Origin of the sequence: Thalassospira tepidiphila MCCC 1A03514 (assembly GCF_001662875.1) — a bacterium.
Classification (GTDB): domain Bacteria; phylum Pseudomonadota; class Alphaproteobacteria; order Rhodospirillales; family Thalassospiraceae; genus Thalassospira; species Thalassospira tepidiphila.
Genome location: NZ_JPVZ01000001.1, coordinates 438,241 through 461,401, shown reverse-complemented (window position 1 = coordinate 461,401; position 23,161 = coordinate 438,241). Strand labels below are relative to the sequence as shown.

At 54.5% G+C, this 23,161-nt stretch carries 22 protein-coding genes; 10 read left to right on the top strand and 12 right to left on the bottom strand.

Annotated elements, in window-relative coordinates; all coding sequences use genetic code 11:
• Position 1: 1 nt before the first annotated feature.
• Genes TH4_RS02040 through petA form a run of 3 tightly spaced genes read right to left on the bottom strand, consistent with a single transcriptional unit; the run spans position 2 to position 2,602 of the window.
• Positions 2-778, bottom strand: coding sequence for a cytochrome c1 (locus TH4_RS02040; RefSeq protein WP_064779717.1), 777 nt, complete (start codon positions 776-778; stop codon positions 2-4).
• Positions 771-2,039, bottom strand: a complete 1,269-nt coding sequence (locus TH4_RS02035; RefSeq protein WP_063088700.1) for a cytochrome b — start codon at positions 2,037-2,039, stop codon at positions 771-773. The genes TH4_RS02040 and TH4_RS02035 overlap by 8 nt, the downstream gene beginning before the upstream one ends.
• 11 nt (positions 2,040-2,050) lie before the next feature.
• Positions 2,051-2,602: a ubiquinol-cytochrome c reductase iron-sulfur subunit gene (gene petA, locus TH4_RS02030; RefSeq protein WP_008889443.1), complete on the bottom strand. Its 552-nt coding sequence runs from the start codon at positions 2,600-2,602 to the stop codon at positions 2,051-2,053.
• Between the two features lie 392 nt (positions 2,603-2,994).
• Here petA and TH4_RS02025 point away from each other — a divergent pair, with 392 nt between their 5' ends.
• Both TH4_RS02025 and hemF read left to right on the top strand, forming a co-directional pair.
• Complete coding sequence (locus TH4_RS02025; RefSeq protein WP_064779716.1) at positions 2,995-3,474, top strand: tRNA (cytidine(34)-2'-O)-methyltransferase; 480 nt, start codon at positions 2,995-2,997, stop codon at positions 3,472-3,474.
• Between the two features lie 50 nt (positions 3,475-3,524).
• The gene (gene hemF / locus TH4_RS02020; RefSeq protein WP_064780003.1) at positions 3,525-4,403 is read left to right on the top strand and encodes an oxygen-dependent coproporphyrinogen oxidase; all 879 of its coding nucleotides are present in this window, start codon (positions 3,525-3,527) and stop codon (positions 4,401-4,403) included.
• A 62-nt stretch (positions 4,404-4,465) separates the two neighbouring features.
• On the opposite strand, the gene speB is transcribed toward hemF, so the two are convergent.
• Complete coding sequence (gene speB, locus TH4_RS02015) at positions 4,466-5,416, bottom strand: agmatinase (RefSeq protein WP_064779715.1); 951 nt, start codon at positions 5,414-5,416, stop codon at positions 4,466-4,468.
• Positions 5,417-5,511: 95 nt separating this feature from the next.
• Entirely contained in the window at positions 5,512-6,396 is an 885-nt protein-coding gene (locus TH4_RS02010; RefSeq protein WP_083996941.1) for a choline sulfate utilization transcriptional regulator, read from the bottom strand.
• 248 nt (positions 6,397-6,644) lie between these two features.
• On the opposite strand from TH4_RS02010, the gene betC reads away from it, so the two are divergent.
• Positions 6,645-8,159 carry a choline-sulfatase gene (betC, locus tag TH4_RS02000; RefSeq protein ID WP_064779712.1) on the top strand — a complete coding sequence of 505 codons (1,515 nt, stop codon included), beginning with the start codon at positions 6,645-6,647 and terminating at the stop codon, positions 8,157-8,159.
• 225 nt (positions 8,160-8,384) lie between these two features.
• A complete protein-coding gene (locus tag TH4_RS01995) occupies positions 8,385-10,034 on the top strand; it encodes a BCCT family transporter (RefSeq protein ID WP_064779711.1) in 1,650 nt (549 codons plus the stop codon).
• A gap of 100 nt (positions 10,035-10,134) precedes the next feature.
• Here TH4_RS01995 and TH4_RS01990 read toward each other — a convergent pair whose 3' ends face one another.
• The 3 genes from TH4_RS01990 to TH4_RS01980 form a co-directional block, all read right to left on the bottom strand.
• Positions 10,135-10,695: a DJ-1/PfpI/YhbO family deglycase/protease gene (locus tag TH4_RS01990; protein ID WP_064780002.1), complete on the bottom strand. Its 561-nt coding sequence runs from the start codon at positions 10,693-10,695 to the stop codon at positions 10,135-10,137.
• A gap of 297 nt (positions 10,696-10,992) precedes the next feature.
• Positions 10,993-11,946, bottom strand: coding sequence for a hypothetical protein (locus tag TH4_RS01985; protein ID WP_157097688.1), 954 nt, complete (start codon positions 11,944-11,946; stop codon positions 10,993-10,995).
• A 183-nt stretch (positions 11,947-12,129) separates the two neighbouring features.
• Entirely contained in the window at positions 12,130-13,026 is an 897-nt protein-coding gene (locus TH4_RS01980) for a branched-chain amino acid aminotransferase (protein WP_008889455.1), read from the bottom strand.
• A 113-nt stretch (positions 13,027-13,139) separates the two neighbouring features.
• Between TH4_RS01980 and TH4_RS01975 the strand changes: the two genes are divergently transcribed.
• The 3 genes from TH4_RS01975 to TH4_RS01965 all read left to right on the top strand — a co-directional run bounded on the left by TH4_RS01975 (position 13,140) and on the right by TH4_RS01965 (position 15,868).
• A complete protein-coding gene (locus TH4_RS01975) occupies positions 13,140-13,655 on the top strand; it encodes a MarR family winged helix-turn-helix transcriptional regulator (protein ID WP_008889456.1) in 516 nt (171 codons plus the stop codon).
• Between the two features lie 104 nt (positions 13,656-13,759).
• Positions 13,760-14,488, top strand: coding sequence for a response regulator (locus TH4_RS01970; protein WP_064779709.1), 729 nt, complete (start codon positions 13,760-13,762; stop codon positions 14,486-14,488).
• Between the two features lie 45 nt (positions 14,489-14,533).
• Positions 14,534-15,868 (top strand): ATP-binding protein, encoded by a 1,335-nt coding sequence (locus TH4_RS01965; protein ID WP_245227678.1) that lies wholly within the window; start codon positions 14,534-14,536, stop codon positions 15,866-15,868.
• 71 nt (positions 15,869-15,939) lie between these two features.
• On the opposite strand, the gene TH4_RS01960 is transcribed toward TH4_RS01965, so the two are convergent.
• Positions 15,940-16,635: a nitroreductase family protein gene (locus tag TH4_RS01960; protein WP_064779707.1), complete on the bottom strand. Its 696-nt coding sequence runs from the start codon at positions 16,633-16,635 to the stop codon at positions 15,940-15,942.
• Between the two features lie 433 nt (positions 16,636-17,068).
• Between TH4_RS01960 and TH4_RS01955 the strand changes: the two genes are divergently transcribed.
• The 3 genes from TH4_RS01955 (at position 17,069) to TH4_RS01945 (ending at position 21,138) form a co-directional block, all read left to right on the top strand.
• Complete coding sequence (locus TH4_RS01955) at positions 17,069-17,845, top strand: ferredoxin--NADP reductase (RefSeq protein WP_063088712.1); 777 nt, start codon at positions 17,069-17,071, stop codon at positions 17,843-17,845.
• 224 nt (positions 17,846-18,069) lie between these two features.
• Positions 18,070-19,560 (top strand): methyl-accepting chemotaxis protein, encoded by a 1,491-nt coding sequence (locus TH4_RS01950; protein ID WP_064780001.1) that lies wholly within the window; start codon positions 18,070-18,072, stop codon positions 19,558-19,560.
• A gap of 225 nt (positions 19,561-19,785) precedes the next feature.
• On the top strand, positions 19,786-21,138 hold the full coding sequence (locus TH4_RS01945; RefSeq protein WP_064779706.1) for a PAS domain S-box protein: 1,353 nt from the start codon (positions 19,786-19,788) through the stop codon (positions 21,136-21,138).
• 89 nt (positions 21,139-21,227) lie between these two features.
• Here the strand turns inward: TH4_RS01945 and TH4_RS01940 are convergent, their stop codons facing one another.
• The 3 genes from TH4_RS01940 to TH4_RS01930 form a co-directional block, all read right to left on the bottom strand.
• Entirely contained in the window at positions 21,228-21,575 is a 348-nt protein-coding gene (locus tag TH4_RS01940; RefSeq protein WP_064779705.1) for a tRNA-binding protein, read from the bottom strand.
• Positions 21,576-21,765: 190 nt separating this feature from the next.
• Positions 21,766-22,218 (bottom strand): phasin family protein, encoded by a 453-nt coding sequence (locus tag TH4_RS01935; protein ID WP_063088716.1) that lies wholly within the window; start codon positions 22,216-22,218, stop codon positions 21,766-21,768.
• Positions 22,219-22,415: 197 nt separating this feature from the next.
• On the bottom strand, positions 22,416-23,132 hold the full coding sequence (locus TH4_RS01930; protein WP_064779704.1) for a TetR family transcriptional regulator: 717 nt from the start codon (positions 23,130-23,132) through the stop codon (positions 22,416-22,418).
• Between the last annotated feature and the right edge of the window lie 29 nt (positions 23,133-23,161).

The window sequence follows — 23,161 nt, the reverse complement described above, 5'->3', positions numbered from 1 at the left end:
CTTAGTGTTCGACGTCGCGCCAGATCTTGCGTTTGACCGCATACAGCATTGCCGTCAGAACCAGCAGGAACAGGATCACTTTCATGCCAAGCGCCTTGCGAGCCTCAAGTTCCGGCTGTGCCGTCCAGTTGAGGAACGCAGAAATGTCGCGTGCATGCTGTTCCAGGGTCATCGGGGTGCCATCCGTGTACTCGACCGCTTCATCATAAAGCGGCGGTGCCATGGAGATCTGATGACCCGGGAAGTAGTGGTTGTAATACTTTCCGTCTGCAAGGTCGAAGCCCTCTGGTGCTTCTTCCTCATAGCCGGTCAGAAGGCCGAACACATAGTCCGGGCCACCCACACGGGCTTTGGTCATCAGCGAAAGATCCGGCGGAATGGCGCCGCTGTTTGATGCGGCCGCCGCCTTTTCGTTCGGGAACGGAGACGGGAAGTAATCCGAACCAACGCCCGGACGGGTGAACATGTCACCATCGTCATTCGGACCGTCTTCGATGTCATACTCGGCGGCAATCGCCTTGATCTGGTCTTCGTTGAACCCAATGCCTTCAAGGTTACGGAAGGCAATGAAGCGCAGGCTGTGACAACCGGCACAGATGTTCTTGTAGACCTGGAAGCCACGCTGCAGCTGGGCACGGTCATAAGTGCCAAACAGACCCTGCCAGCTCCAATCCTGTGCCTCGGGCACCGGCTGATCGCCGGCAGCCTTGGCTGCACCACCAGTGAATGCGGTTACCGCGAAGGCGGCAGCAATTGCGGTCAGTGCGAACTTACGCATTTGCACCCTCCTTCAAAACAGATTCGCTGATGCTTGCAGGAAGCGGCTTGGTTCGTTCCATTTTTCCAACCAACGGCATGACCACAAGGAAGTGTGCGAAGTAATACAGCGTCGAAAGCTGACCCATCACGATGACTTTCAGACCCGGAATACCCAGGAAGTAGTCATCCGGTGCCTTCGCCCCGCAATAGCCGAGGATGAAGGTATCGATCACAAACAGCCAGAAGAACCATTTGTAAACCGGACGGAATTTCGAGCTGCGCACCTTGGAGGTATCAAGCCACGGAATAACGAACAGGATCACGATCGAGGCAAACATCGCCAGCACGCCAAGCAGTTTTGCCGGGATGCCAAAGATGGTGAAGTCGATCGAACGCAGGATCGCATAGAATGGCAGGAAGTACCATTCCGGCACGATGTGCGGCGGTGTGACCAGTGGGTTCGCCGGGATGTAGTTATCCGGGTGGCCCAGGAAGTCAGGTGCAAAGAACACAAACACCGAGAAGAAGATCAGGAACACGCCCATGCCGTACAGATCCTTGATCGTGTAGTACGGATGGAACGGAATGGCATCCGCCGGGGTCTTGATCTCAACACCGGTCGGGTTGTTCGAGCGCACGGTATGCAGTGCCCAGACATGCAGGACAACAAGGCCCAGAATGACGAACGGCATCAGATAGTGCAGCGAGAAGAACCGGTTCAGCGTCGGGTTATCAACCGAGAAACCACCCCAAAGCCAGGTCACCAGCGGATCACCGATGATCGGGAAGGCAGAGAACAGGTTGGTAATAACCGTTGCACCCCAGAAGGACATCTGGCCCCACGGCAGGACATAGCCCATGAACGCGGTTGCCATCATCGCAAGCAGGATCAGGATACCGATCCACCACAGCATCTCGCGGGGTGCTTTGTATGACCCGTAATACAGGCCACGGAAAATGTGAATGAACACAACGATGAAGAACATCGATGCGCCGTTCATATGGATATAGCGGATCAGCCAGCCATAGTTCACATCACGCATGATGCGCTCGACCGACTCAAAGGCCATATCGGTATGGGGGGTGTAGTTCATCACCAGGAAAATACCGGTGAGGATCATCGTCACCAGAACAAAACCGGCCAGGGAACCGAAGTTCCACATATAGGACAGGTTTTTCGGGGTCGGATATTCGTATGCAGAGTGGTGCAACATGGAGATGACCGGAAGACGGTCGTCAACCCACTTGACCACTTTGTTGTTCCACTGAGGTGCGCTCATAAACCTGCTCCTTACCCGATCCTGACCGACGTGTCGGTCAGGAATTCATATTCCGGAACGACAAGGTTCAACGGCGCGGGGCCGCGGCGGATACGGCCCGACGTATCATAGTGCGAGCCATGGCATGGGCAGTACCAGCCATCATAATCACCACGGGTTTCGCCTGTGGCAGTGCCCATCGGAATGCAGCCCAGATGGGTGCAGACGCCGACGACGACCAGCCACTCTTTCTTTTCGACACGCGCATCGTCGGTCTGCGGATCGACGAGTTCGTTCAATGCGACGTCTTCGGCCTCATTGATTTCGCGTTCGGTACGATGGCGGATGAAGACAGGTTTGCCTCGCCACATGACCTTAATTGCCTGACCAACCGGGATGTTGGCCAGATTAACCTCAACCGAGGCAAGTGCGAGAACGTCCTTGGACGGGTTCATGCTGTCCACGAACGGCAACAACGCGCAACCAACGCCAACGGCGCCAACTGCTGTGGTCGCCAAGGTCAGGAAATCCCTGCGGTTCTCGTCCGGCTGGTGTTCGCCGGAGGAATGCACCGTTTGCGACATAATTAATCCCTCTTTCTGCCCCCAAAACAGGCATGCGGAATGCCAAACCAAGACTTAGGGCATTCATGTTTACATTCCATTGATGAAAATCAAACAATCTTGCCGCTCAAAGCCCTTAGGCCTGTTTGACGGTCCGTATACTAACAAAAATTCGGTTTGTTAAGGAGAACTTGGAGTTGCAAATTGTTTGCATTCAACAAGATCATTGGGTTTTGCGCTGCACAATTCGGTAAAACATAGCGTAATTGCGGGTATCCCGCCCTTTGTGCGCCAGGGACTTGTGGCTTTAGTTCTTCATATTCCAAAAAAGTCTAATAGCGGCGTTAACGGGTAATTATATGTCGCTGATGAACTGATTCGACATTTGTTCACCAACGATTCTAAAAGAAGCCATGAGAATTTGTTTATTCGAACCCGACATCCCGCAAAACACCGGCACCATTCTGCGCATGGCGGCCTGTTTTGGCCTGCCCGTCGATATCATCGAACCGTGCGGCTTTCTGCTGACGTCCGGTGCGCTTAAGCGCGCCGGGATGGATTATCTCGAAAAGGCCGATTATATACGCCATGCCGACTGGCGCGCCTTTGTCGAGGCCCGCCAGGACGGAACGGTACCCGGGCGTCTGGTGTTGCTGACGACCAAGGGGGCCGAACCCTATTGCGATTTTGAATTTCGCGCCGATGATATCCTGATGCTGGGTTCCGAAAGCAAAGGGGTACCTGACAGCGTCCATGACTATGTCGATGCCCGCGTCGTCATTCCCATGAAGCCGCAAATGCGCTCGCTGAATGTCGCCATGGCAACCGCAATGACATTGGGCGAAGCGCTCCGACAGACCGATGGCTTTCCTGCAAGCCAACCGAGTGAATGAACCAAGTGAGTAACGCAATGACGGACGCAAAAATTGCTGCAAAACAGGCAATGAAGACGAGCACCGACCATAAGGTCGGCGATGCCGTGATTGCCAAACGCAAACAGATCGCCCGGGACTGGTTCCGCCAATTGCGTGATGACATTTGCGCCAGTTACGAGGCGCTTGAGGACAGCTACCAAGGACCGCTTTCCGACCGTGCCCCGGGGCGTTTTGAACGCACCACTTGGGAGCGCGGCGAAAACGAAGGTGGCGGCGAGATGTCGGTCATGAAGGGCCGGGTATTTGAAAAGGTCGGGGTCAATATCTCGGTCGTGCATGGCGAATTTTCCGAAAAATTCCGCAAGGAAATCCCGGGTGCCGATGAAAACCCCAACTTCTGGGCCGCGGGCATTTCACTGGTCGCCCACCCATGCTCGCCTCATGTGCCGGCCGTGCACATGAACACGCGCCACATCGTCACCACCAAGGCATGGTTTGGCGGTGGTGCCGATCTGACCCCGGTCTTCCCGCAGGAAAAAGACACCGCCGATTTCCATGGTGCGCTTAAATCTGCATGCGATGCCCATGGCGATGACTATTACGACCGCTTCAAAAAATGGTGCGATGAATATTTCTGGCTGCCCCACCGTAACGAACCGCGCGGGGTTGGCGGGATTTTCTATGATTATCTCGATGCCGACTGGGACGCCGATTTCGCCTTCACCCAGGATGTCGGGCGGGCGTTTCGCGATATCTATCCGGAACTGGTCAAACGCCACTACAACCAATCCTGGACCGATGACGAACGCCGCGCCCAGCTGATCAAGCGCGGCCGTTATGTCGAGTTCAACCTGCTCCATGACCGTGGCACGCGCTTTGGCCTGATGACCGGCGGCAACACCGAAGCCATCCTGATGTCGCTCCCGCCCGAAGCCAACTGGCCGTAACGCCTTACACCGTCATCCCCGCTTTCGCGGGGATGACGGTGTAAGGCTCTTCGGGCTAACCACTACTTCCGCGCAGCAAAAATCCGCCCGATGGTATTAAGCAAAATCTGTGCGGCCAGAATGGCGGTTGTCCCGGTGTGATCGTAATCCGGCGCAACTTCGACCAGATCAATGCCAACGATATCGCCGCGCTCGGCAAGGCCTGCGATGATTTCCAGCACGTCATAATACAGGAACCCGCCGTGGCTTGGCGTGCCCGTACCCGGCGCAATCGACGGATCAAACCCGTCAATATCAATGGTCAGGTAATATCGCTTCCCGGCCGGAATGCGTTCCAGAACACCCTCGACACCAAGCTTGCGAACTTGGCGCACGGACAGGATGTCGGACCCTCGCGCGCGGGCATAGTCATAGCCTTCCTTGGCGGTGGAGGACACATTGCGAATGCCAAGTTGGGTCATGCCCGTGACCCACGGCTTTTCAATGGCCCTGCGCATCGGGTTGCCATGGCCATTGCGCACCCCGTGGCGTTCATCAACGAAATCCAGATGGGCGTCAAACTGCACCACATGCACCGGTTCCTGATCGGAAAAGGCATTGATGCAGGGAATATTGATCGAATGATCACCGCCCAGAACCACGGGCAGGGCACCGGCGGCCAAAATCTTGCGCACGCCGAACTCGATATTGGCGTGGCTGTTGATCGTGTCGGTGTGAATGATATCGGCATCGCCAATATCGACCATCCGGACCCCTTCAAGATAGGTCACGTCATCTTCATGGTCATAGGCCCCGGCATGGCCAAAGGCGAAAAGTGTCGATGCCTCTCGAATGCCACGCGGCCCAAACCGCGCACCGGACCGCCACTGGGTGCCGAAATCAAACGGCGCGCCAAGGATGGCAACATCGGCATCAATCGCATCCCAGTTCTCGACATAGGGGCTTTTGGAAAAGGTCGAAATCCCCACAAAGGGCAGGTTCAACCGCCCGCTGTTATAGCCATGCTCAGACATGAAAAATCCCCTGTCGAAAGTGGTGTGCGCGAAACATTACTCTAGGGGACGGACCGCCTGCGATACAGAAAAACAATTGAGGTGCTTGGCGGCAATCAGGTCTCGTTGATCAGCCAATCAAGCAGCGTGGTGGTGGTATTGCTGACAGATGCACCCGGCACCACCCAATATCCGCGATCGGCGCGCGCCACTTCGCGACCAACCGCAACAAGGCTGCCCTGTTCAAGGTGATGATCCACCAATCCGCGCCAGCCAAGTGCCACCCCCTGTTCGGCAAGGGCTGCCTGAATGACAAAGCCATAGGTGTTCAGGCCAAGATCGCCCTGGGCCGGTTTGCGGGTAATCCCGTGATCGGCAAGCCAGCTTTCCCATGTCAGCCAACGTGACTTGCCAGCGACTTCCAGATGCAAAAGCGGGGCACGGGCAAACTTGGCCGGATCGTCAAACGGACCGTAGCGTTCAAGAAAGCCCGGTGTGCAAACCGGCACCACCCTTTCCGGGATCAGAAGCTGTGCCGTATCAGGGAAGTCGTCCGCCGCCCCGAACAGCATGGCGGCATCGGTTTCGCGCGCCATCGCATCATCAAGGCCCTGGGATGCGATGATATGGACTTCGGCCTCCGGATGCAGACGGCGGAAATCGGTCACGCGTGGCATCAGCCAGAAGGCGGCAAAACCGAAATCGGTAAAGATCCGCACCGCGTGATCCTGCGTGGTGCGCCGGGTGTCGCGCGCAGCCTTGTCGATGTTCTCGACACTGGTTTTTACCGCCTCAAACAGGATTTCGCCCGCATCGGTCAATCGGCTGCCGCCTTGCGACCGGTGCAGCAGCGACACACCCAACTGATCCTCGACCCGCTTGATCTGATAGGTCACCGCAGGCTGGCTCAAGCCCAGCTCATTGGCGGCCCGTGTCAGGCTGCCAAGCCGCCCGACCGCTTCAAAAATTCTCAGCCAGCCAATGTCGAGGGGTCTTTGCATTATAAAAATTCTTTATGGAAGTGATTAAAAAACACCGGGTTTCTTTGAATGTTGATTTATGGATTTAATGTCGGTCACGCGATCAAGGTCAAGCGGATTAACGACAAGACCCGATAAAAGACACCCGAAAAGGGGCAGGAGTTTTGCGCTTGCTTTGTCTCGCACCAAACGACCCAGGGGTGCTTTTGTCGTCAATGCTGCCATCTCGGTGATCGGCGGATTGCACCCTGTGAAGGAGTGCATAATAAATGACGTCCCCGAATATCCTGATCCTGATGGCCGACCAGCTCAACGGGACCCTGTTCCCTGATGGTCCTGCGGATTTCCTTCATACGCCGCATTTGCGCAAGCTTGCGGAGCGCTCGGCGCGTTTCCGCAATTGCTATACAGGCTCCCCGCTTTGCGCGCCGGGACGTGCATCCTTTATGGCCGGTCAATTGCCCAATCGTACCCGGGTCTATGACAATGCGGCTGAGTTTTCATCAGACATTCCGACCTATGCCCATCACTTGCGCCGCGCAGGATATTACACCTGCCTGTCGGGCAAGATGCATTTCGTTGGCCCCGATCAGTTGCATGGTTTTGAAGAACGCCTGACTACCGATATCTACCCGGCCGATTTCGGCTGGACACCGGATTATCGTAAACCGGGTGAACGGATTGACTGGTGGTATCATAACCTCGGCTCCGTCACCGGTGCCGGTGTGGCCGAGATTTCCAACCAGATGGAATATGATGACGAGGTCGCCTATAACGCGACGCACAAGATTTATGACCTGTCGCGCGGTCATGATGAACGCCCGTGGTGCCTGACGGTCAGCTTCACTCATCCGCATGACCCCTATGTCGCGCGCAAGAAATTCTGGGATCTGTATGAAGATTGCCCGGAACTTGAACCCGAAGTCGCACCGTTTGATTTCGATGATCAGGACCCGCATTCCCAGCGTCTGATGAAGGCCAGTGACTACACCGCCTTTGACATCAAAAAGGAAGATGTCAGACGGTCCCGTCAGGCCTATTTCGCCAACATCTCCTATATCGATGACAAGGTGGGGCAGATCATGGAGGTGCTTGAAACCACCCGCCAGCTCGATAACACCATCATCATCTTTGTCTCTGACCATGGCGATATGCTGGGCGAACGCGGCCTGTGGTTCAAAATGAGCTTCTTTGAAGGCTCGGCCCGTGTGCCGCTGATGATGGCCGGGCCAAACATCACACCGGGCCTTTATACCGATCCGGTTTCAAGCCTTGATGTCACCCCGACCGTGGCCGATCTTGCCGGCATTTCGATGGATGAAGTAGCCCCTTGGACCGATGGCATGTCGCTGTGTGGCCTGCTGGCTGGCAAGGCACGCACCGAGCCTGTCCTGATGGAATATGCCGCCGAAGGGTCCTATGCCCCGCTGGTCTGCATCCGCGAAGGCAAATGGAAATACACCTATTGCACGCTCGATCCCGAACAGCTGTTTGACCTTGAAGCCGATCCCAAGGAACTCACCAACCTTGCAACCGATCCGGCGTGCGCCGACCAGCTTGAAGCGTTTCGTGCCCAGCGTGCCGCGCGCTGGAATCTGGAGGCATTTGATTCTGCGGTCCGCGAAAGTCAGGCACGTCGCTGGATCGTTTACGAGGCGCTGCGCAACGGCTCCTACTTCCCGTGGGATTACCAGCCGCTGCAAAAGGCATCCGAACGCTATATGCGCAATCACATGGACCTGAACGAACTCGAAGACAAACAGCGCTTCCCGCGAGGGGAGTAAGAAGCAGCGTCGGCCAGCCATGTGGGACGGCGGGCCGGCGCTGCCTCAACTCTTGTTTAGCAAGAGCTGAAGAAAGGAAGACCAGAAGTGCCTAATCAAAGCCGCCTTGCTGTCCGGCTCGGGTACGGACAGCATATTTGATCAGTTTGTCGTCCGGGAGACCCCCGGCGCTGATCGGGGGGCATAAACAACGAAAAGTTGGGTACCCGAAACAGTGAGGTAATCATGGACGACAAAATGAAGGTGGGGCCACTCGGGCCCTTCCCGCGGGTCAGCAAGCCGGTCTTTTCCGTCTCGGCAATCCTGATCGTCGGGTTCATCATATTCGGGGCGGTGTTTACGGAAACCGCAGGCGCGCTTTTCACCGCCGCACAGGCCGCCATTGCAAACTATTTTGGCTGGTTCCTGATCATCGTTGCCAATCTGGCCGTGGTGGTCAGTCTTTATCTTGCCATCGGTCCCTATGGCCGTGTGCGTCTGGGACGTCAGACCGACAAGCCCGAATATGGTCTGTTTTCGTGGACGGCAATGCTGTTTAGTGCCGGTATCGGCATCGGGTTGCTCTATTGGGGTGTCGCCGAACCGCTTTATCACTATTTCGCGCCGCCCATGGCCGAACCCGAAACCATTGAGGCCGCCGAACAGGCAATGACGATTTCGTTCCTGCATTGGGGCATCCATGGCTGGGCGCTTTATTGCATCGTCGGCCTGTCACTGGCCTACTTCCATTACCGCAAGGGCCTGCCGCTTTCGATCCGCTCCGCCCTTTATCCGATCATTGGTGAACGGATCTATGGCACCTGGGGGCATGTCGTCGATATTCTGGCTGTGTTCGGCACCATGTTTGGTATTGTCACCACCCTTGGTCTTGGCGTGATGCAAATCAGTTCCGGTTTGAATTCGCTGTTTGGTATTCCCGATACGATGCCGGTTCAGATCATTCTGATTGCCATCATCACCATGTTTGCCACCATCTCGGTTATGGTCGGGCTTGATGGCGGCATCAAACGCATCAGTAACCTCAACATTCAGCTCAGCTTTGTGTTGCTCGGTTTTGTTCTGATCTTCGGCCCGACGCTTTTCGTCCTCGACAGCTTTGTTGAAAACGTCGGCAACTATATCAGCAATCTGGTTGTCATCAGCTTCTGGAGCGAAGCCTACACCGACAGCAACTGGCAGGCCGGCTGGACGATCTTCTATTGGGCCTGGTGGGTGTCGTGGTCGCCGTTTGTCGGCATCTTTATTGCCCGCATTTCGCGCGGCCGTACGGTGCGTGAATTCACCCTTGGCGTGCTGTTCATTCCGGTCGTTATCCTGTTCTTCTGGTTTACCGCCTTTGGCGGGGCTGCGATCCATATGGAAATGATCGGCAATCCCGGCTTGATCGAGGCCACCAAGGCCAGCTACGGCAGTGCGATCTTCAAGCTGCTTGAATTCATGCCGCTGACCAAATTTGTCACCACCGTTGTCATCGTCATGATCGTCATCTGGTTTGTGACCTCGTCTGACAGTGGGTCGTTTGTCATCGACATGCTGACCGCCGGTGGCGATGCCGATCCGCCCCGTATTCAGCGCCTGTTCTGGGCCACGACCGAAGGTGTGATTGCCGCGGTTCTTCTGATCGCAGGCGGGCTATCGGCCTTGCAAGCCGCGGCCGTTGTGGCGGGCTTCCCGTTTGCGGCCGTGATCCTGGTGATGATGTATGGCTTGCTGCGTGGCCTTGGGCGCGATTCCCTTGTGCTCTATCGCTACAAGCAATGGTACGAGACCGAGCACGAGGCGGAACACAACCTGCCCAATGCCTATGTCGACGAAACCGAACTTCCCGATGTTCATCCGGGGCCGTCGATCACCGCACCACGGCATGCTGAATAGCGACGCCAGATTGGTACGGTAAGACACAAACACAAAACGGACGGATGGCCTGTGCCATCCGTCCGTTGCTTTGAGGGTGTTTAGACCATCCTGGTCGGTCTTATGCCGCACGCTGGTGATGCGTGCCTTCGCTGACTTCCTCGACGATTTTGCTGACAAAGGCATCAAGGTCCTGCGGTGAACGCGACGTCACAATGCCGTCTTCGCAGACCACAGCCTCGTCGCGCCACAGCGCACCGGCATTGAGCATATCGGTCTTGATCGATGCAAATGACGTTGCGTGACGATCACGCAGTGCGCCGGCCTCGATCAGAAGCCACGGGCCATGGCAAATGGCCGCGACCGGTTTGCCCGATGCGACAAACTCGCGCACCAGACTGACTGACGCCTCGTCATTGCGCAGCAGGTCCGGGTTGATCTGCCCGCCGGGGATGACCAGCGCGTCATAGTCTTTGATATCGACATCTTTGACTTCGACATCGACATCGATCGTGTCGCCCCAATCGCTTTTATCCCAGCTTTTGATCGGATCAGATTTGGGCGATGCGATTTTGACGTCGGCCCCGTGGTTTGACAATTTTTCAAGCGGAACACGCAGTTCAGACCGTTCATAGCCATCGGTGGCAAGAATCAAAATCTTTGCGGTATCAATCGCAGGCATAATGTCGCTCCTTTCATTGGTGTCGGGCATTACACCTTACCAACGGCTGCGATGTTTTTTCGTTCCGGATTTCAATGTGATCATTTTGTGGCACGGGCGCAAAAGTGCTGTGAAACACCGAATTTCCTCTGACGCGCTTTTTTAATTGTATGAGGATTTATATTCTGCCTTGTCAGTGGTCTGTCTGGCGGCGGGGCAAAGGGTGGCAATCCCGCGTATCCGTCTGAAAAACAGGCGACTTGTAATCCTCATACTTTAAAGAAATACGGCGTGTTTGCTGCCGGGTGGGGGGGGCGCTTAGTTTGACGGGACGGTTTTATGGTGCGCGAGCTGGTCTTCCGTCGGGTTCAGGATGCGCCAGTCGCGGACCTGTTCATTGATGATGCCGCTATTTGTCAGGCACTGATGAATGAACCCGTTGGCGTGCAGGGCATCGATCCCGGTATTGAGCGCCGCAACAATCTTTTCCGCATCCGGCAGATGACGCGAAATCATGAAATGCTGGCTGGCGGGCAGGACCACCTTGACGCCGGGCATCGGGTATAACCGTATCCCGTCACTGCTGCGCACCATGCCGGGTCCGCTGGAAAATTCCAGCAAGGTAAAGTCGGCCCGACCGGCATTGATTAGCGCATAGATCTGCTGCTTGGTGGCGGCACTGGTCAGGCTTGCAGGGGCCAGACTTTCAAGCACTTCCCAATCCAGTCGCCAGGTGCGAATGGACACCGCACTCATGTGATGCACATCGGAAACCGGCGTATCACTGCTAAGTGCGAAGGTGTCCTGACTGACGTAAATGCCTTTCTCCACCTCGCCTCGGCGCAGGATGGGCAGTGATTTCAAGACTTCAGGATCCGCATCGATATTAAAATCCCAGTCCGATTTGATATCGGCAAAGCCTTCGCTGACCATCTTGCGGCTGCGTTCGGAATTGGGCGATGGCACGACCTGCACCCGGGCGGCAAGCCCCCCGGCATTCAGAGCTTCCTGCAAGATGGAATACATCACCAGCGACGCACTGTCGGGGCGATTGGCAAGGCAGGATCGGCAGTCCGGATTGCTGTCATTCTGGCAGGAAAAAACCGTATCAAACTCGCTTTCGCGCACCGGAAAGCGGATGTCGATGGTTTCTGTGGCGTTTGCGCTGATGCTGCCAAAATCGGCGAATGAGCAAAGCATTGCAATCAGGGCAACGAGAATGCCGGTTCTGGTTCTGTCTGCTGGCCTGTTGGCACCAGTCTGGGGGCTCATGCGGTGGTCCGGTCACGATGTTTTGGTGGTGATTGCCACAATGTGAGGACGCGCACACCCGATTACATCCTTTGCCGGGTAAAATTTTGTCATGCGACAAAATTCAATAAAAAACACCCCGGTGTGAAACATCCGGGGTGTTTTTCAAAAAATGTGAATAATCGACCTGATTATTCAAAAAAATCATTCAGCGGCAACAGCCGTATTTTCACCGCGCACCAGCGCCATATAGTCTTCCATCATGGTCTTGCAGACCTGACCCGGGGTGAAGGTATATTGCCCGATTTCCGCGACTGGCGTGACCTCGGCCGCAGTGCCAGTCAGGAAGCATTCTTCAAAGCCTTCCATTTCCTCAGGCATGATCGCGCGTTCAATCACCTCATAGCCGCGCGCCTTGGCAAGGCCAATGACAGTGCGGCGTGTAATCCCATCCAGGAAGCAATCAGGCTTCGGCGTATGGATCTGACCATCCTTGATAAAGAACACGTTGGCACCGGTCGCCTCGGCAACCTGACCACGGTAATCAAGCATCAGGGCATCGGCATAACCTTTGCGCTCTGCCTCGTGCTTGGACAGGGTGCAGATCATGTAAAGACCGGCCGCCTTGGCATTGGTCGGTGCGGTGTTCGGTGCCGGGCGGGCCCATTTCGACAGATCAAGGCGAATGCCTTTGAGGCGTTCTTCCGGCTTGAAGTAGCTTGGCCATTCCCAGCAGGCGATGGCGACATTGATGCGCGTGGTCTGGGCCGAAACGCCCATCATTTCGCTACCGCGCCAGGCAATACGGCGGATATAGCCATCGGTAATGTCGTTCGCAGCCAGCGTTTCGATGACGGCGTCATCGAGTTCCGCGGCGCTATAGGGGATTTTCATGTCCAGGATTTCGCCGGACTTGATCAGGCGTTCACCATGCTCGGCCAGCTTGAAGACCTTGCCGTTATAGGAACGTTCGCCCTCAAAAACCGCACTCCCGTAATGGACAGCGTGGCTCAGCACATGCAAAGTGCTTTCACGCCATGGTTTAAGTTCACCATTATACCAGATATAACCGTCACGGTTATCAAAGGTCGGAGCTGTCATTTGCCAAATTCCATTTCAAGAACGTTCCTGGACGTAACTTTATGTCCTTATTTGTCTGGTCGGGGTAACATTCATAGATTAATGTGTCAATATAACTGACATAACGGATAAGCATGGCAGATATCTCTACACGCAAGGTCAATCCTCTTTTCCTGAGGGAAGAAGAGCTTAGACAAGGCATTGAATTGCTGTTCTATGCCTACCGTGATTTCACCGAAGTCGCGGACCAGATGCTTGCGCAATATAATTTTGGTCGCGCCCACCACCGGGTCATCTATTTCGTCAGCCGAAACCCCGGTATTACGGTCAGTGACCTGTTGTCGATTCTCAAGATCACCAAGCAGTCCTTGTCGCGCGTGCTGGGTCAATTGGTGCGCGAAGGTTTCATCGAACAAAAGACCGGTGTGCAGGACCGGCGCCAGCGTTTGCTGACCCTGACTGAAAAGGGCGAGGCGCTTGAACGCGAACTGACCGAACAGCAGCGCGCCCTGATTGCCGCGGCCTATCGCGAGGCCGGGGCAGAATCGGTTGAGGGGTTCCGCAAGGTTATGATGGGCATGATGGATGAAAAGGACCGCAAACGGTTCGAGGATGACGGCCCCGGTGGCCTGCGCCGCCGTGCCGGATGAGGCGGATGTCAGATCTGTCATAATTTTGACGTCGTCATGCTTACGCTTTTGAAAGACTTTGCGACCAAATTGTTCTCCAGCGATCCTGAACCCAGGGAAATCCGATGACCGGTGCTGATCAGCCACATGTTCTTGTGGTCGATGATGATGACCGTTTGCGTGACCTTCTTACCCGCTATCTGGGTGAGAACGGCTTTAACGTATCTGCCGCACGAGATGCTGCGACTGCGCGTGCCAGCCTTGCGGGATTGCAGTTTGATCTGATCGTGCTGGACGTTCTGATGCCCGGCGAAAAGGGCGTTGATCTGGCGCGCAGCCTGCGCGAAAGCGGATCAAAGGTTCCGATCCTTCTGCTTACCGCACTGTCGGAGACAGAAGACCGCATCGCAGGTCTTGAAGCCGGGGTGGATGACTATCTGGCCAAACCGTTTGAGCCGCGCGAACTGGTGCTTCGTATCGAGGCAATCCTGCGGCGCTATGGCGAATTGCCCGAACCGGAAAACCCAGGATCGCCAGATCCATCTGACAACACGGCATCCTTTGGCGCGTTCCGGTTTGATATGACACGCATGATCCTGCAACGTGGGGACGAGCATATCTATCTGACGACGGCGGAGCAGGCCTTACTAGCAGCGCTTGTCAAACGACGCGGGCAGACCACATCACGCGAGCAACTTCAGGGAATGATCAGCGGCAATGCCATTGATCCTAGCGCGTCGCGTAGCATTGATGTGCAGGTCACCCGCCTTAGGCGCAAATTCGAAGACGACCCCAAGCAACCAAGATACTTGCAGACAGTACGTGGTCAGGGCTATGTCCTGTATACGGATTGAGGAACGCAAAATGAGCGACCATGAAAACGGACAGGGATAAGCAGCGTGGGTAGCGAACAGAACGGACGGATCAAGTCATTGATGCCGACGGGGCTTTTGGGCCGGTCGCTTCTGATCCTGATGACGCCGATGCTGCTGTTGCAGATCGTGACCGTGCTGATCTTCTTTGAACGGCACTGGGACACGGTTGCCCGCCAACTGAGCCGGGGGCTTGCCGGGGATGTTGTTTTCGTGATCGACTATCTGGGCCAGTATCCTGATCCGGAACATTACGAGTGGATTCAGAACACGGCACGCGCACGCATGGAGCTCGACCTTTTTTTCGAGCGTGACGCGATCCTTGAACGTCAGATTACTGAACCGCCGTTTGGATTGGTGTCCGAGGAATTGTATGTCGCCCTGGATGAACGCCTGCAGCGACCGTTCTTCTTTGACCTTGACCTTGATGACCGCAAACTTGAAATCCGCGTACAGCTAAAAGACGGGGTGATGTCGATCATCGCCCCACGCAAGCGCCTGTATAACTCGACCACCTATATCTTCTTTATGTGGATCGCGGGGTCAGCCTTGATCCTGTATGGGGTGGCGGTGATCTTCATGCGCAATCAGGTTCGTCCGATCCGACGTCTGGCCAAGGCCGCCGATCAGTTCGGGCGCGGTGTTGATGTTGAAAACTTCAAACCCGAAGGGGCCGCCGAGGTGCGTATGGCGGCGACATCGTTTATGTCGATGCGTGATCGCATCGGGCGGCATTTGTCGCAACGAACAGCCTTGCTTGCCGGCGTGTCGCATGATTTGCGCACGCCCTTGACCCGCATGAAGCTTGAACTTGCCATGCAGCAAAGCTCGCCCGGTGTTGATGCCCTGAAACAGGATGTCATCGACATGGAGCGCATGGTCGATGCCTATCTGGCCTTTGCACGCGGTGAAGAGGGCGAAAAGGCAGTTCTGACCGATATTGGCAAGCTCCTGACCGATCAGGTTGGCGAGGCATTACGTGACGGCCAGCAGATTGATCTTCATATCGAAGACAGCCTAGAGATGGAACTGCGCCCGCAATCCATGAAACGTTGTATTGCAAACATCATGTCCAATGCCGGGCGGTATGCGACAAACCTGTCAGTGCGTGCTGGTCGTCGGGGACAGGATTACGAGATTGTCTTTGACGATGATGGTCCCGGCATTCCCGCCGACAAACGCGAAGAGGTCTTCAAGCCGTTTTACCGTCTTGAAGAGTCCCGCAATCAGGCGACCGGCGGCGTCGGTCTTGGCATGACCATCGCACGTGATTCCGCACGTGGTCACGGTGGCGAGGTCTTGCTTGAAGATGCGCCGGGCGGTGGGCTTCGTGTGCGGTTGGTTCTGCCAATCGGGCATTAAGGTCTGCACATTAAATTGCAAAAGCCCCGCCATTGAACGGCGGGGCTTTTTTGTTTCAGCGGTGCAGGTTATCAAAAGAAGGTCGCAATTTCCGAGAGGTCCTTTTTCTCGGTCGCGTGGGCCGGGATGGTGGCATCCGCCGCCGGGTAGCCGGTGACCAGCAGGATGTAGGGCTTGTTGTGGTCCTGGCGTCCGCAAATGTCGGTCAGGAAGCTCATCGGGTTTGGCGTGTGGGTCAGGGTGGCAAGGCCAGCGCGGTGCAGGGCGGCAATCAGGAAGCCCGTGGCGATGGAGACCGATTCCGGTACGTAATAGTTTTTGCGAAGTTTGCCGTCGGCTGATGTGCTTTTGCGTTCACCGAAAATGCAGATCAGCCACGGGGCAGTTTCCAGAAAGGGTTTGGCGTCATCTGTGCCCAACGGTTTGAGGGCATCGAGCCATTCTTCGCCAGCACGGCCTTCATAGAACGCGCGTTCTTCTTCCTCTGCCGCCAGGCGGATTTTGCGTTTCATCGCCTGATCGCCGATTACCGAGAAATGCCACGGTTGATGGTTTGCGCCGTTTGGTGCGGTGCCCGCAGCACGGATGCAAGTTTCAATAATGTCGCGCGGCACCGGGCGGTCAGAGAAATCGCGCACGGTATGGCGGGTTTTGATGTCGTCGTAAAATTCTTGCGCGCGGGTGCGCATTTCTTCCACGTCATATTCGCGATAGTCGGGCAGCGGAATGGGAATGAAATCTGTGGTCAGAGGCTTTCTCGACGACATGGAGCTTCCTGATTGTTTTTGTTTATGGGTAAAGCCTGATCTTATGAAGCGTTGACCTATGCGACAAGGCCAAACGCCAATAGACACACAGACGTGAGTGACGAGCAATTACCCACCAACATCGCCCGCATTCATTGCGATGTGTCATTGCATCAAGTGGCAGGCGGGCTTATCAAACCGCACAGAGATTGTTTGGCGTGAAACCAATTCGTTCCAGGGGTGGGTGGATCGCAAAATGGTATTTCACACTAAATATACATAAAATTATGTAATTCACACAAAATGACAATAAATTTTGATTGTTTGCTTGCGATATACGCTTGATTGATGTTAAATCGCGGCAACTTGGCATGGAATGCGTGCCGGGATATATACTCCGTGTTTCCCGCCGCGGTTCCACACTCAGACAGACGAAACGGATTGATGTAGCGTTATGGCCAGCAATTTAAACGAAGAAACCGTCACCTATGTCCACCACTGGACTGACACTCTCTTCACGTTCAAGACCACCCGTGATCCGGGCTTCCGATTCATCAATGGTCAGTTCGCCATGATCGGCCTCGAAGTTGATGGCAAGCCGCTTTTGCGCGCCTATTCGATGGTCAGTGCGAATTATGATGAAGAACTTGAATTCTTCTCGATCAAGGTGCCGAACGGTCCGCTGACATCACGTTTGCAGCACATCAAGGTTGGCGACAAGATCCTGGTTGGGCGTAAACCCACCGGAACCCTGATCCATGACAACCTTTTGCCGGGCAAGAACCTGTGGCTGTTGTCGACCGGTACGGGCCTCGCACCGTTCATGAGCGTAATCCGCGATTACGAGACCTATGAGCGCTATGAGAAGGTGATCCTGGTGCATGGTTGCCGCGAAGTCCGCGAGCTGGCCTATCAGGAATTCATTCACAGCGAACTGCCAAACAACGAATTCTTCGGTGAAGATGTTCAGAACAAGCTTCTGTATTATCCGACCGTGACCCGCGAAGAGTTCAAGCATCAGGGTCGTATCACCGAACTGATGGAATCGGGCAAGCTTTATGACGACCTTGGTCTGGAAAAGCCGACACTTGAGAATGATCGTTTCATGCTGTGCGGCAACCCGCAGATGATTGCCGACACCCGCAAGATGCTTCTTGAGTGGGGTGGCAAGGAAGGCAACATGAACGAACCGGGCCACTTCGTCATCGAAAAGGCGTTCGTCGAGAAATAAGTAGCTGGCCACATTTTGGCCGCGAGATCAGAAGGCAGCATCCGTCGGGTGCTGCCTTTTTTGTTTTGGCGAAATCCGGTATTTATACTTGGTTGTATACGTAGGTATATATGCCTCCCCAAATGGGGATGTTTGGAATTTTCGCAGTCGCGTAATTTGAGCTCATGAAGCGTCAGGTTTGGAAACTTGTTCGATGTCCTGGTGCGGTGTCAATGGAGACAGAAATGGGCTTTTTCAGTATTTTCAAACGTTCCGGTTCCCAGAGTGCTGCCATGACTTTGGGTGCGCTTGAGCAATCACTTGCGGTCATTGAATTTGATCTGCAGGGCAAGATCCTGCGTGCGAACAAGAATTTCCTTGATGTTATGGGTTATGAGCTTTCCGAGATCGTTGGCAAGCATCACGCAATGTTCGTGCCCGAGGAAATTCGCAAAAGTCCGGATTACGACGCCTTTTGGTCTGATTTGCGCAAGGGTTTCTTCAAAAGTGCCGCATTCCCGCGCATTACCAAAACCGGCCGACGTGTCTGGATCGAGGCAACCTATAACCCGGTGCGCGACAGCAAGGGCAATGTTACCAAGATTGTGAAATTTGCATCTGACATCACCAAGCGTCAGGAAACCATGGCCGATTTCGAAGGCAAGGTGAATGCGATTAATCGCAGTCAGGCTGTGATTGAGTTTGACCTGAACGGTAATATCCTTGATGCCAATGACAACTTCCTGTCGGTGATGGGCTATCAGCTTTCGGAAATTGTCGGCAAACATCATCGCATGTTTGTTGATCCTGATTATGCAAATAGCCGTGACTACGTCGATTTCTGGCGCGAACTCGCCAAAGGTAACTTTACCTCGCAGCAATTCAAACGATTTGCCAAGGGTGGCAAGGAAATCTGGATCGAGGCATCCTATAACCCGATCTTTGATGCCGACGGCGTGCCGTACAAGGTGGTAAAATATGCCAGCGACATCACAGAACAGGTCAAACTTCTGACAGACCTGAAACAGATGATCGACAGCAACTTTGGCGACATTGACCAGAGCCTGGGTGAGCTGGAACAGCGTTCAACGGTTGCGCATTCAAGCTGTGAAGAAACATCTTCGAATGTGCAAACAGTTGCTGCCGCGGCTGAAGAGCTTGCTGCATCTATTGCCGAGATTTCTCGTAGTATGGCAGAGGCGCGCGCATCAACCGATCAGGTGTTTGAAAAATCCATCGCCGCAGGCGCATCAACTGAGAAAATGAGCGAAGTCGTTACGGCGATGAGCAGCATCATTGATGTCATTCAGGGTATTGCAGGGCAGATCAATTTGCTGGCACTGAACGCGACGATTGAATCCGCCCGTGCTGGCGAAGCAGGCAAAGGCTTTGCGGTTGTCGCCAATGAAGTCAAAAACCTGGCCAATCAGGTTGCCAAGGCCACCGAACAGATTACTGGCGAGATCGAAGGTGTCCAGAACATCGCTGGCGAAGTCGCCGGCGTGCTGGGATCAATTCGGACGGAAGTTGAAGACGTGCTGAACAATGTCACCACGATTTCCTCGGCCGTCGAGGAACAGAGTGCTGTGACCCAGCAGGTTTCAAGCAACATGCAAAGCATGGCGAACTCTGTTGAGCAGTTCGCAAGCAGCGTGAACTTTATTCGCGATGCGTCCTCGATCGTGTCGGGCAGTGTCGGGCGGACCCGAGAGGCGGCACTGGTGCTTGCGCGCTAAGAGCCTCAAGCCCAAAGCCCAGACCATTTTGAACAAAAGAGGCGGGATGCTTTTGCATACTGCCTCTTTTTATACGTTGGTGCCTTGCTATGAAAATTATACCAATATATATACTGATGTATATTAACCCTCCCCAAATGGGGATATCGTATCAGGCATGGTCAGGCGATAGTCGGCACATCAAATGAACCCGTTTAGCGTAGTTGCGATATGCCGGAGTTGTCCATGAATTCACTGACATCCATAACTGTTGAAGCCGCTGATGAGTTCGATGACGTTTTCGGCATGATTGACGCGTCGTTTTCTGTTGCGGAGCTGGACCTGACGGGCAATGTCATCAGTGTAAATGACAATTTCCTTGCATTGACCGGATATGACGAAAAAGAGGTTCTCGGCCGTCACCATTCGATGTTTTTGTCGGACGATGTGGTTGAGGCGGCCGAGTATGGTCTGTGCTGGGTTGATTTGCGGGCCGGTAAATCCAAAAGTGTCATATTGCCGTGGATCACAAAGACCGGGGAGCGCAAGTGGGTTGAAGAAACTGTCGGTCCGGTGAGAGACCGCAATGGCAAGGTAATCCGCATCGTCCGGCTAGGCGTTGATGTTACCACGCGTCATGACAGTTTGGCCGACCTGCAAGGCAAAGTGGACGCGATTGAACATAGCCAAGCCGTGATTGAGTTCGACACCAAGGGCAACATCCTCACAGCCAATTACAATTTCCTCGTCGCCATGGGTTACAGCCTGTCGGAAGTGGCAGGCAAACATCACAGCATGTTTGTTGATCCCGATTATGCCGCGAGTGCCGAGTACCGTACATTCTGGCGGTCGTTGGCAAAGGGCAAAAACAGGGCCTGCCAGTTCAAGCGTTTTGGCAAGGACGGTCGCGAGGTCTGGTTTGAAGCGAGCTATAGCCCGGTTTACGGGGCCGACGGGAAAGTGTGCAAGATCGTCAAACTTGCCAGCGATATTACCGAACAGGTCACGTCACTGGCTAATTTGAAATCGACACTTGAAGCCGGTTTCGACGAAATTGATCAGACCGTTGGCAAGATTGACCAGCGTTACGAGGATGTTGCGGCGTCATGGCGTCAGGCGCATGCGCATCTGGAAGTCAGTGCGATGGTCGCCGGACGGCTTGTCAGCAGTGTCGATGAAACAGCCCAACGCATGACCGAGCTGCGATCGGTTGCCGATCACGCATTCGATCATGCAATTGAAAGTGACGGGGCGATTGCATCGATTGAAAAGGCACTTGATGTATTGCGCGACTGCGCACGTGATGATCCCGCCATTATTGAGCAGATCGAAGTTTTGGAAAAATGCGTCGGTGAAACGGCACGTGTTTCGACAGCTGTCCGGGGGGATCTTAAGGCGATGCTCAGTCGGGTGGCGGTGGTGTCGCTGGCTGTTTCACAGCAAGCTGAAATCACCCATCAGGTCAGCAGCGAGATGCAAGGCGTACAGACTTCCCTTGAGACATCCCAGCGTTCGTTCAACGACATGATCAAGGCATCAGAAGCTATTCCCCTGATTGTTGGCCGAACGCGTGAAGCATCGGGCATTTTGGCACGCTAACCCTGCCGGGAGCGTGACACGAGCGGGAAAAGGGCGGGTATCGCAATGACGATATCCGTCCTTTTCTTTTGTGCCTAACGCTACGTGCTCTAAAACAGGCGTGACCCGTTTGGCACATCCTGATCCGGGCGGATCAGGACAATACCCTTGTCGTCATCTCCGTCGGGAAAACCAAGACAGAGGAATTCTGACATGAAGGGGCCTACCTGTTTTTTGGGGAAATTGACCACACCGGCGACCTGACGGCCGATCAGCTTTTCGGGTGTGTAGTGTTTGGTGATCTGGGCAGATGTTTTCTTTGTCCCGATTTCGGGCCCGAAATCGACCCAGAGCTTGAGTGCTGGGCGGCGGGCCTCGGGAAATTCCTGTGCGTCGATCACGGTGCCGACCCGAATGTCGACCTTCAGGAAATCATCAAAACTGATTTCGTCACTCATGGCTGTCTCCTTAATTTGGAGTCAGCTTAGTGAGATCAGTCGAGACTGATAAGCCCAAACCATCAACGCGATATGAATTCCGGAGTTTGAGCAAAAACGCGTGATTGGGGACAGGGACCACAAAAGAAAAATGGCAGGACCAAAAGGCCCTGCCATCAAGTAGATTACGGGAATTTAACAGCCAAAGCTGTTATTTCGAAGCTGCGGTCTTTTCGATAGCAGCTTTGAATTCGTCAAGGGATTCGGTAAAGCGAGTCTGCAGAAGAGCAAGAGCTTCTTCCTGGGACTTGGTTACCAGACCTGACAGTTCCTTGGCATTTGCAAGGGCTTCTTCGTAAGCCGTTTTTGCAGCTTCGGTCTGTTTTGCAGCCGAAGCCATCGGGTCGTCAGCAGAAGTAGCAGCGAAATCTTTGCCCTGGGTCTGAACTTTATCCAGCAGCGTTTTGAAGATCTCGCTCTGGCGCTGAGCGACAGCCTGGAAACCGTCGAAGGCCACCTTGTTGGCTTTGGTCAGGGCTTCCACGTTTTTACGCTGGAAAGCCATCATTTCGTTCACGTCTACACCCGGAACTTTGAAATCCGCAGTGTATTTGGTGAAGTCGAGATCAAAGAACGGATTGGTTGCCTTTTTTGCGGCGGTCATGGTTTGCACTCCATTAGTTTGCGACAGATATGCAATGAGGCGCTATTGTGCGCCGCACAAATTCAACTGCAATATGCCGGAATGATCGCCTTTCGTCAAGGATTATTTTGCACTGCACAAAAACTTATAGGTTATTTTTTTATGTCAAAATCATAACCTTGGGTGTATATCCGGTTTTTGCGTTTCAGATCAGGGAATTAGCTGTTGGCCGTGGTTGACGTCGCCTGATCTGATGGTGCATCGGCAGGGCTGTTATCGCCCTTAGACGGTGATTTTTTGATCGAAAAATTGCGACACCGTTTCTTGATTTTACCACAAATCGATGATGCTTTGCCAAGACCCTTTTCAACCTGACGGTCCCAATTGGCGGCCTTGGAAAGTTCGCGATCAAGGTAGGCCATGGTCGGGCCAAAATCGGTGCTGTCATCATCAAGCCAGTGTTTGAAGGTCTTGGCGTAAACCGCCGTCAAGCCCGCAACCCGCATGCTGCCATGAAGGCCCGCTGTTTGAAAACCGGCGGCCTCCAGCATCCAGCGCATGGCACCAAAATGGGTCTTGATTGCCCGCAGCCCGTCGGCCGGGCCAAGATCCCCGCCGGCATTGATGATCGAGCGAAGGGCCAGGCGGTAATCAGAGAGAATATCAAACCGCGCCATGATCACCGCGATCAGGCGATCATGACCGGGTTCATTGAAATCTTCAGAGTCGATATCGGCCAAAACTTCGCGGTCAACGCGTTTGACAAAGCGGCGCAGAAGATCGCCCTTGCTGCTGCAGTGGTCATAACATTCGGCAACCGAAACGCCGGCTTCGGTGGCGATATCGATCAGGGTGACATCATGCCAGTCCTTTTCTGCGGCCAGCTTCAGGGCCGCATCGATCAGGAGATTGGGGATATCCTTTTTGGGTGGCATGATGTTCTCCTTGGGTTGGGTGTCTTCGG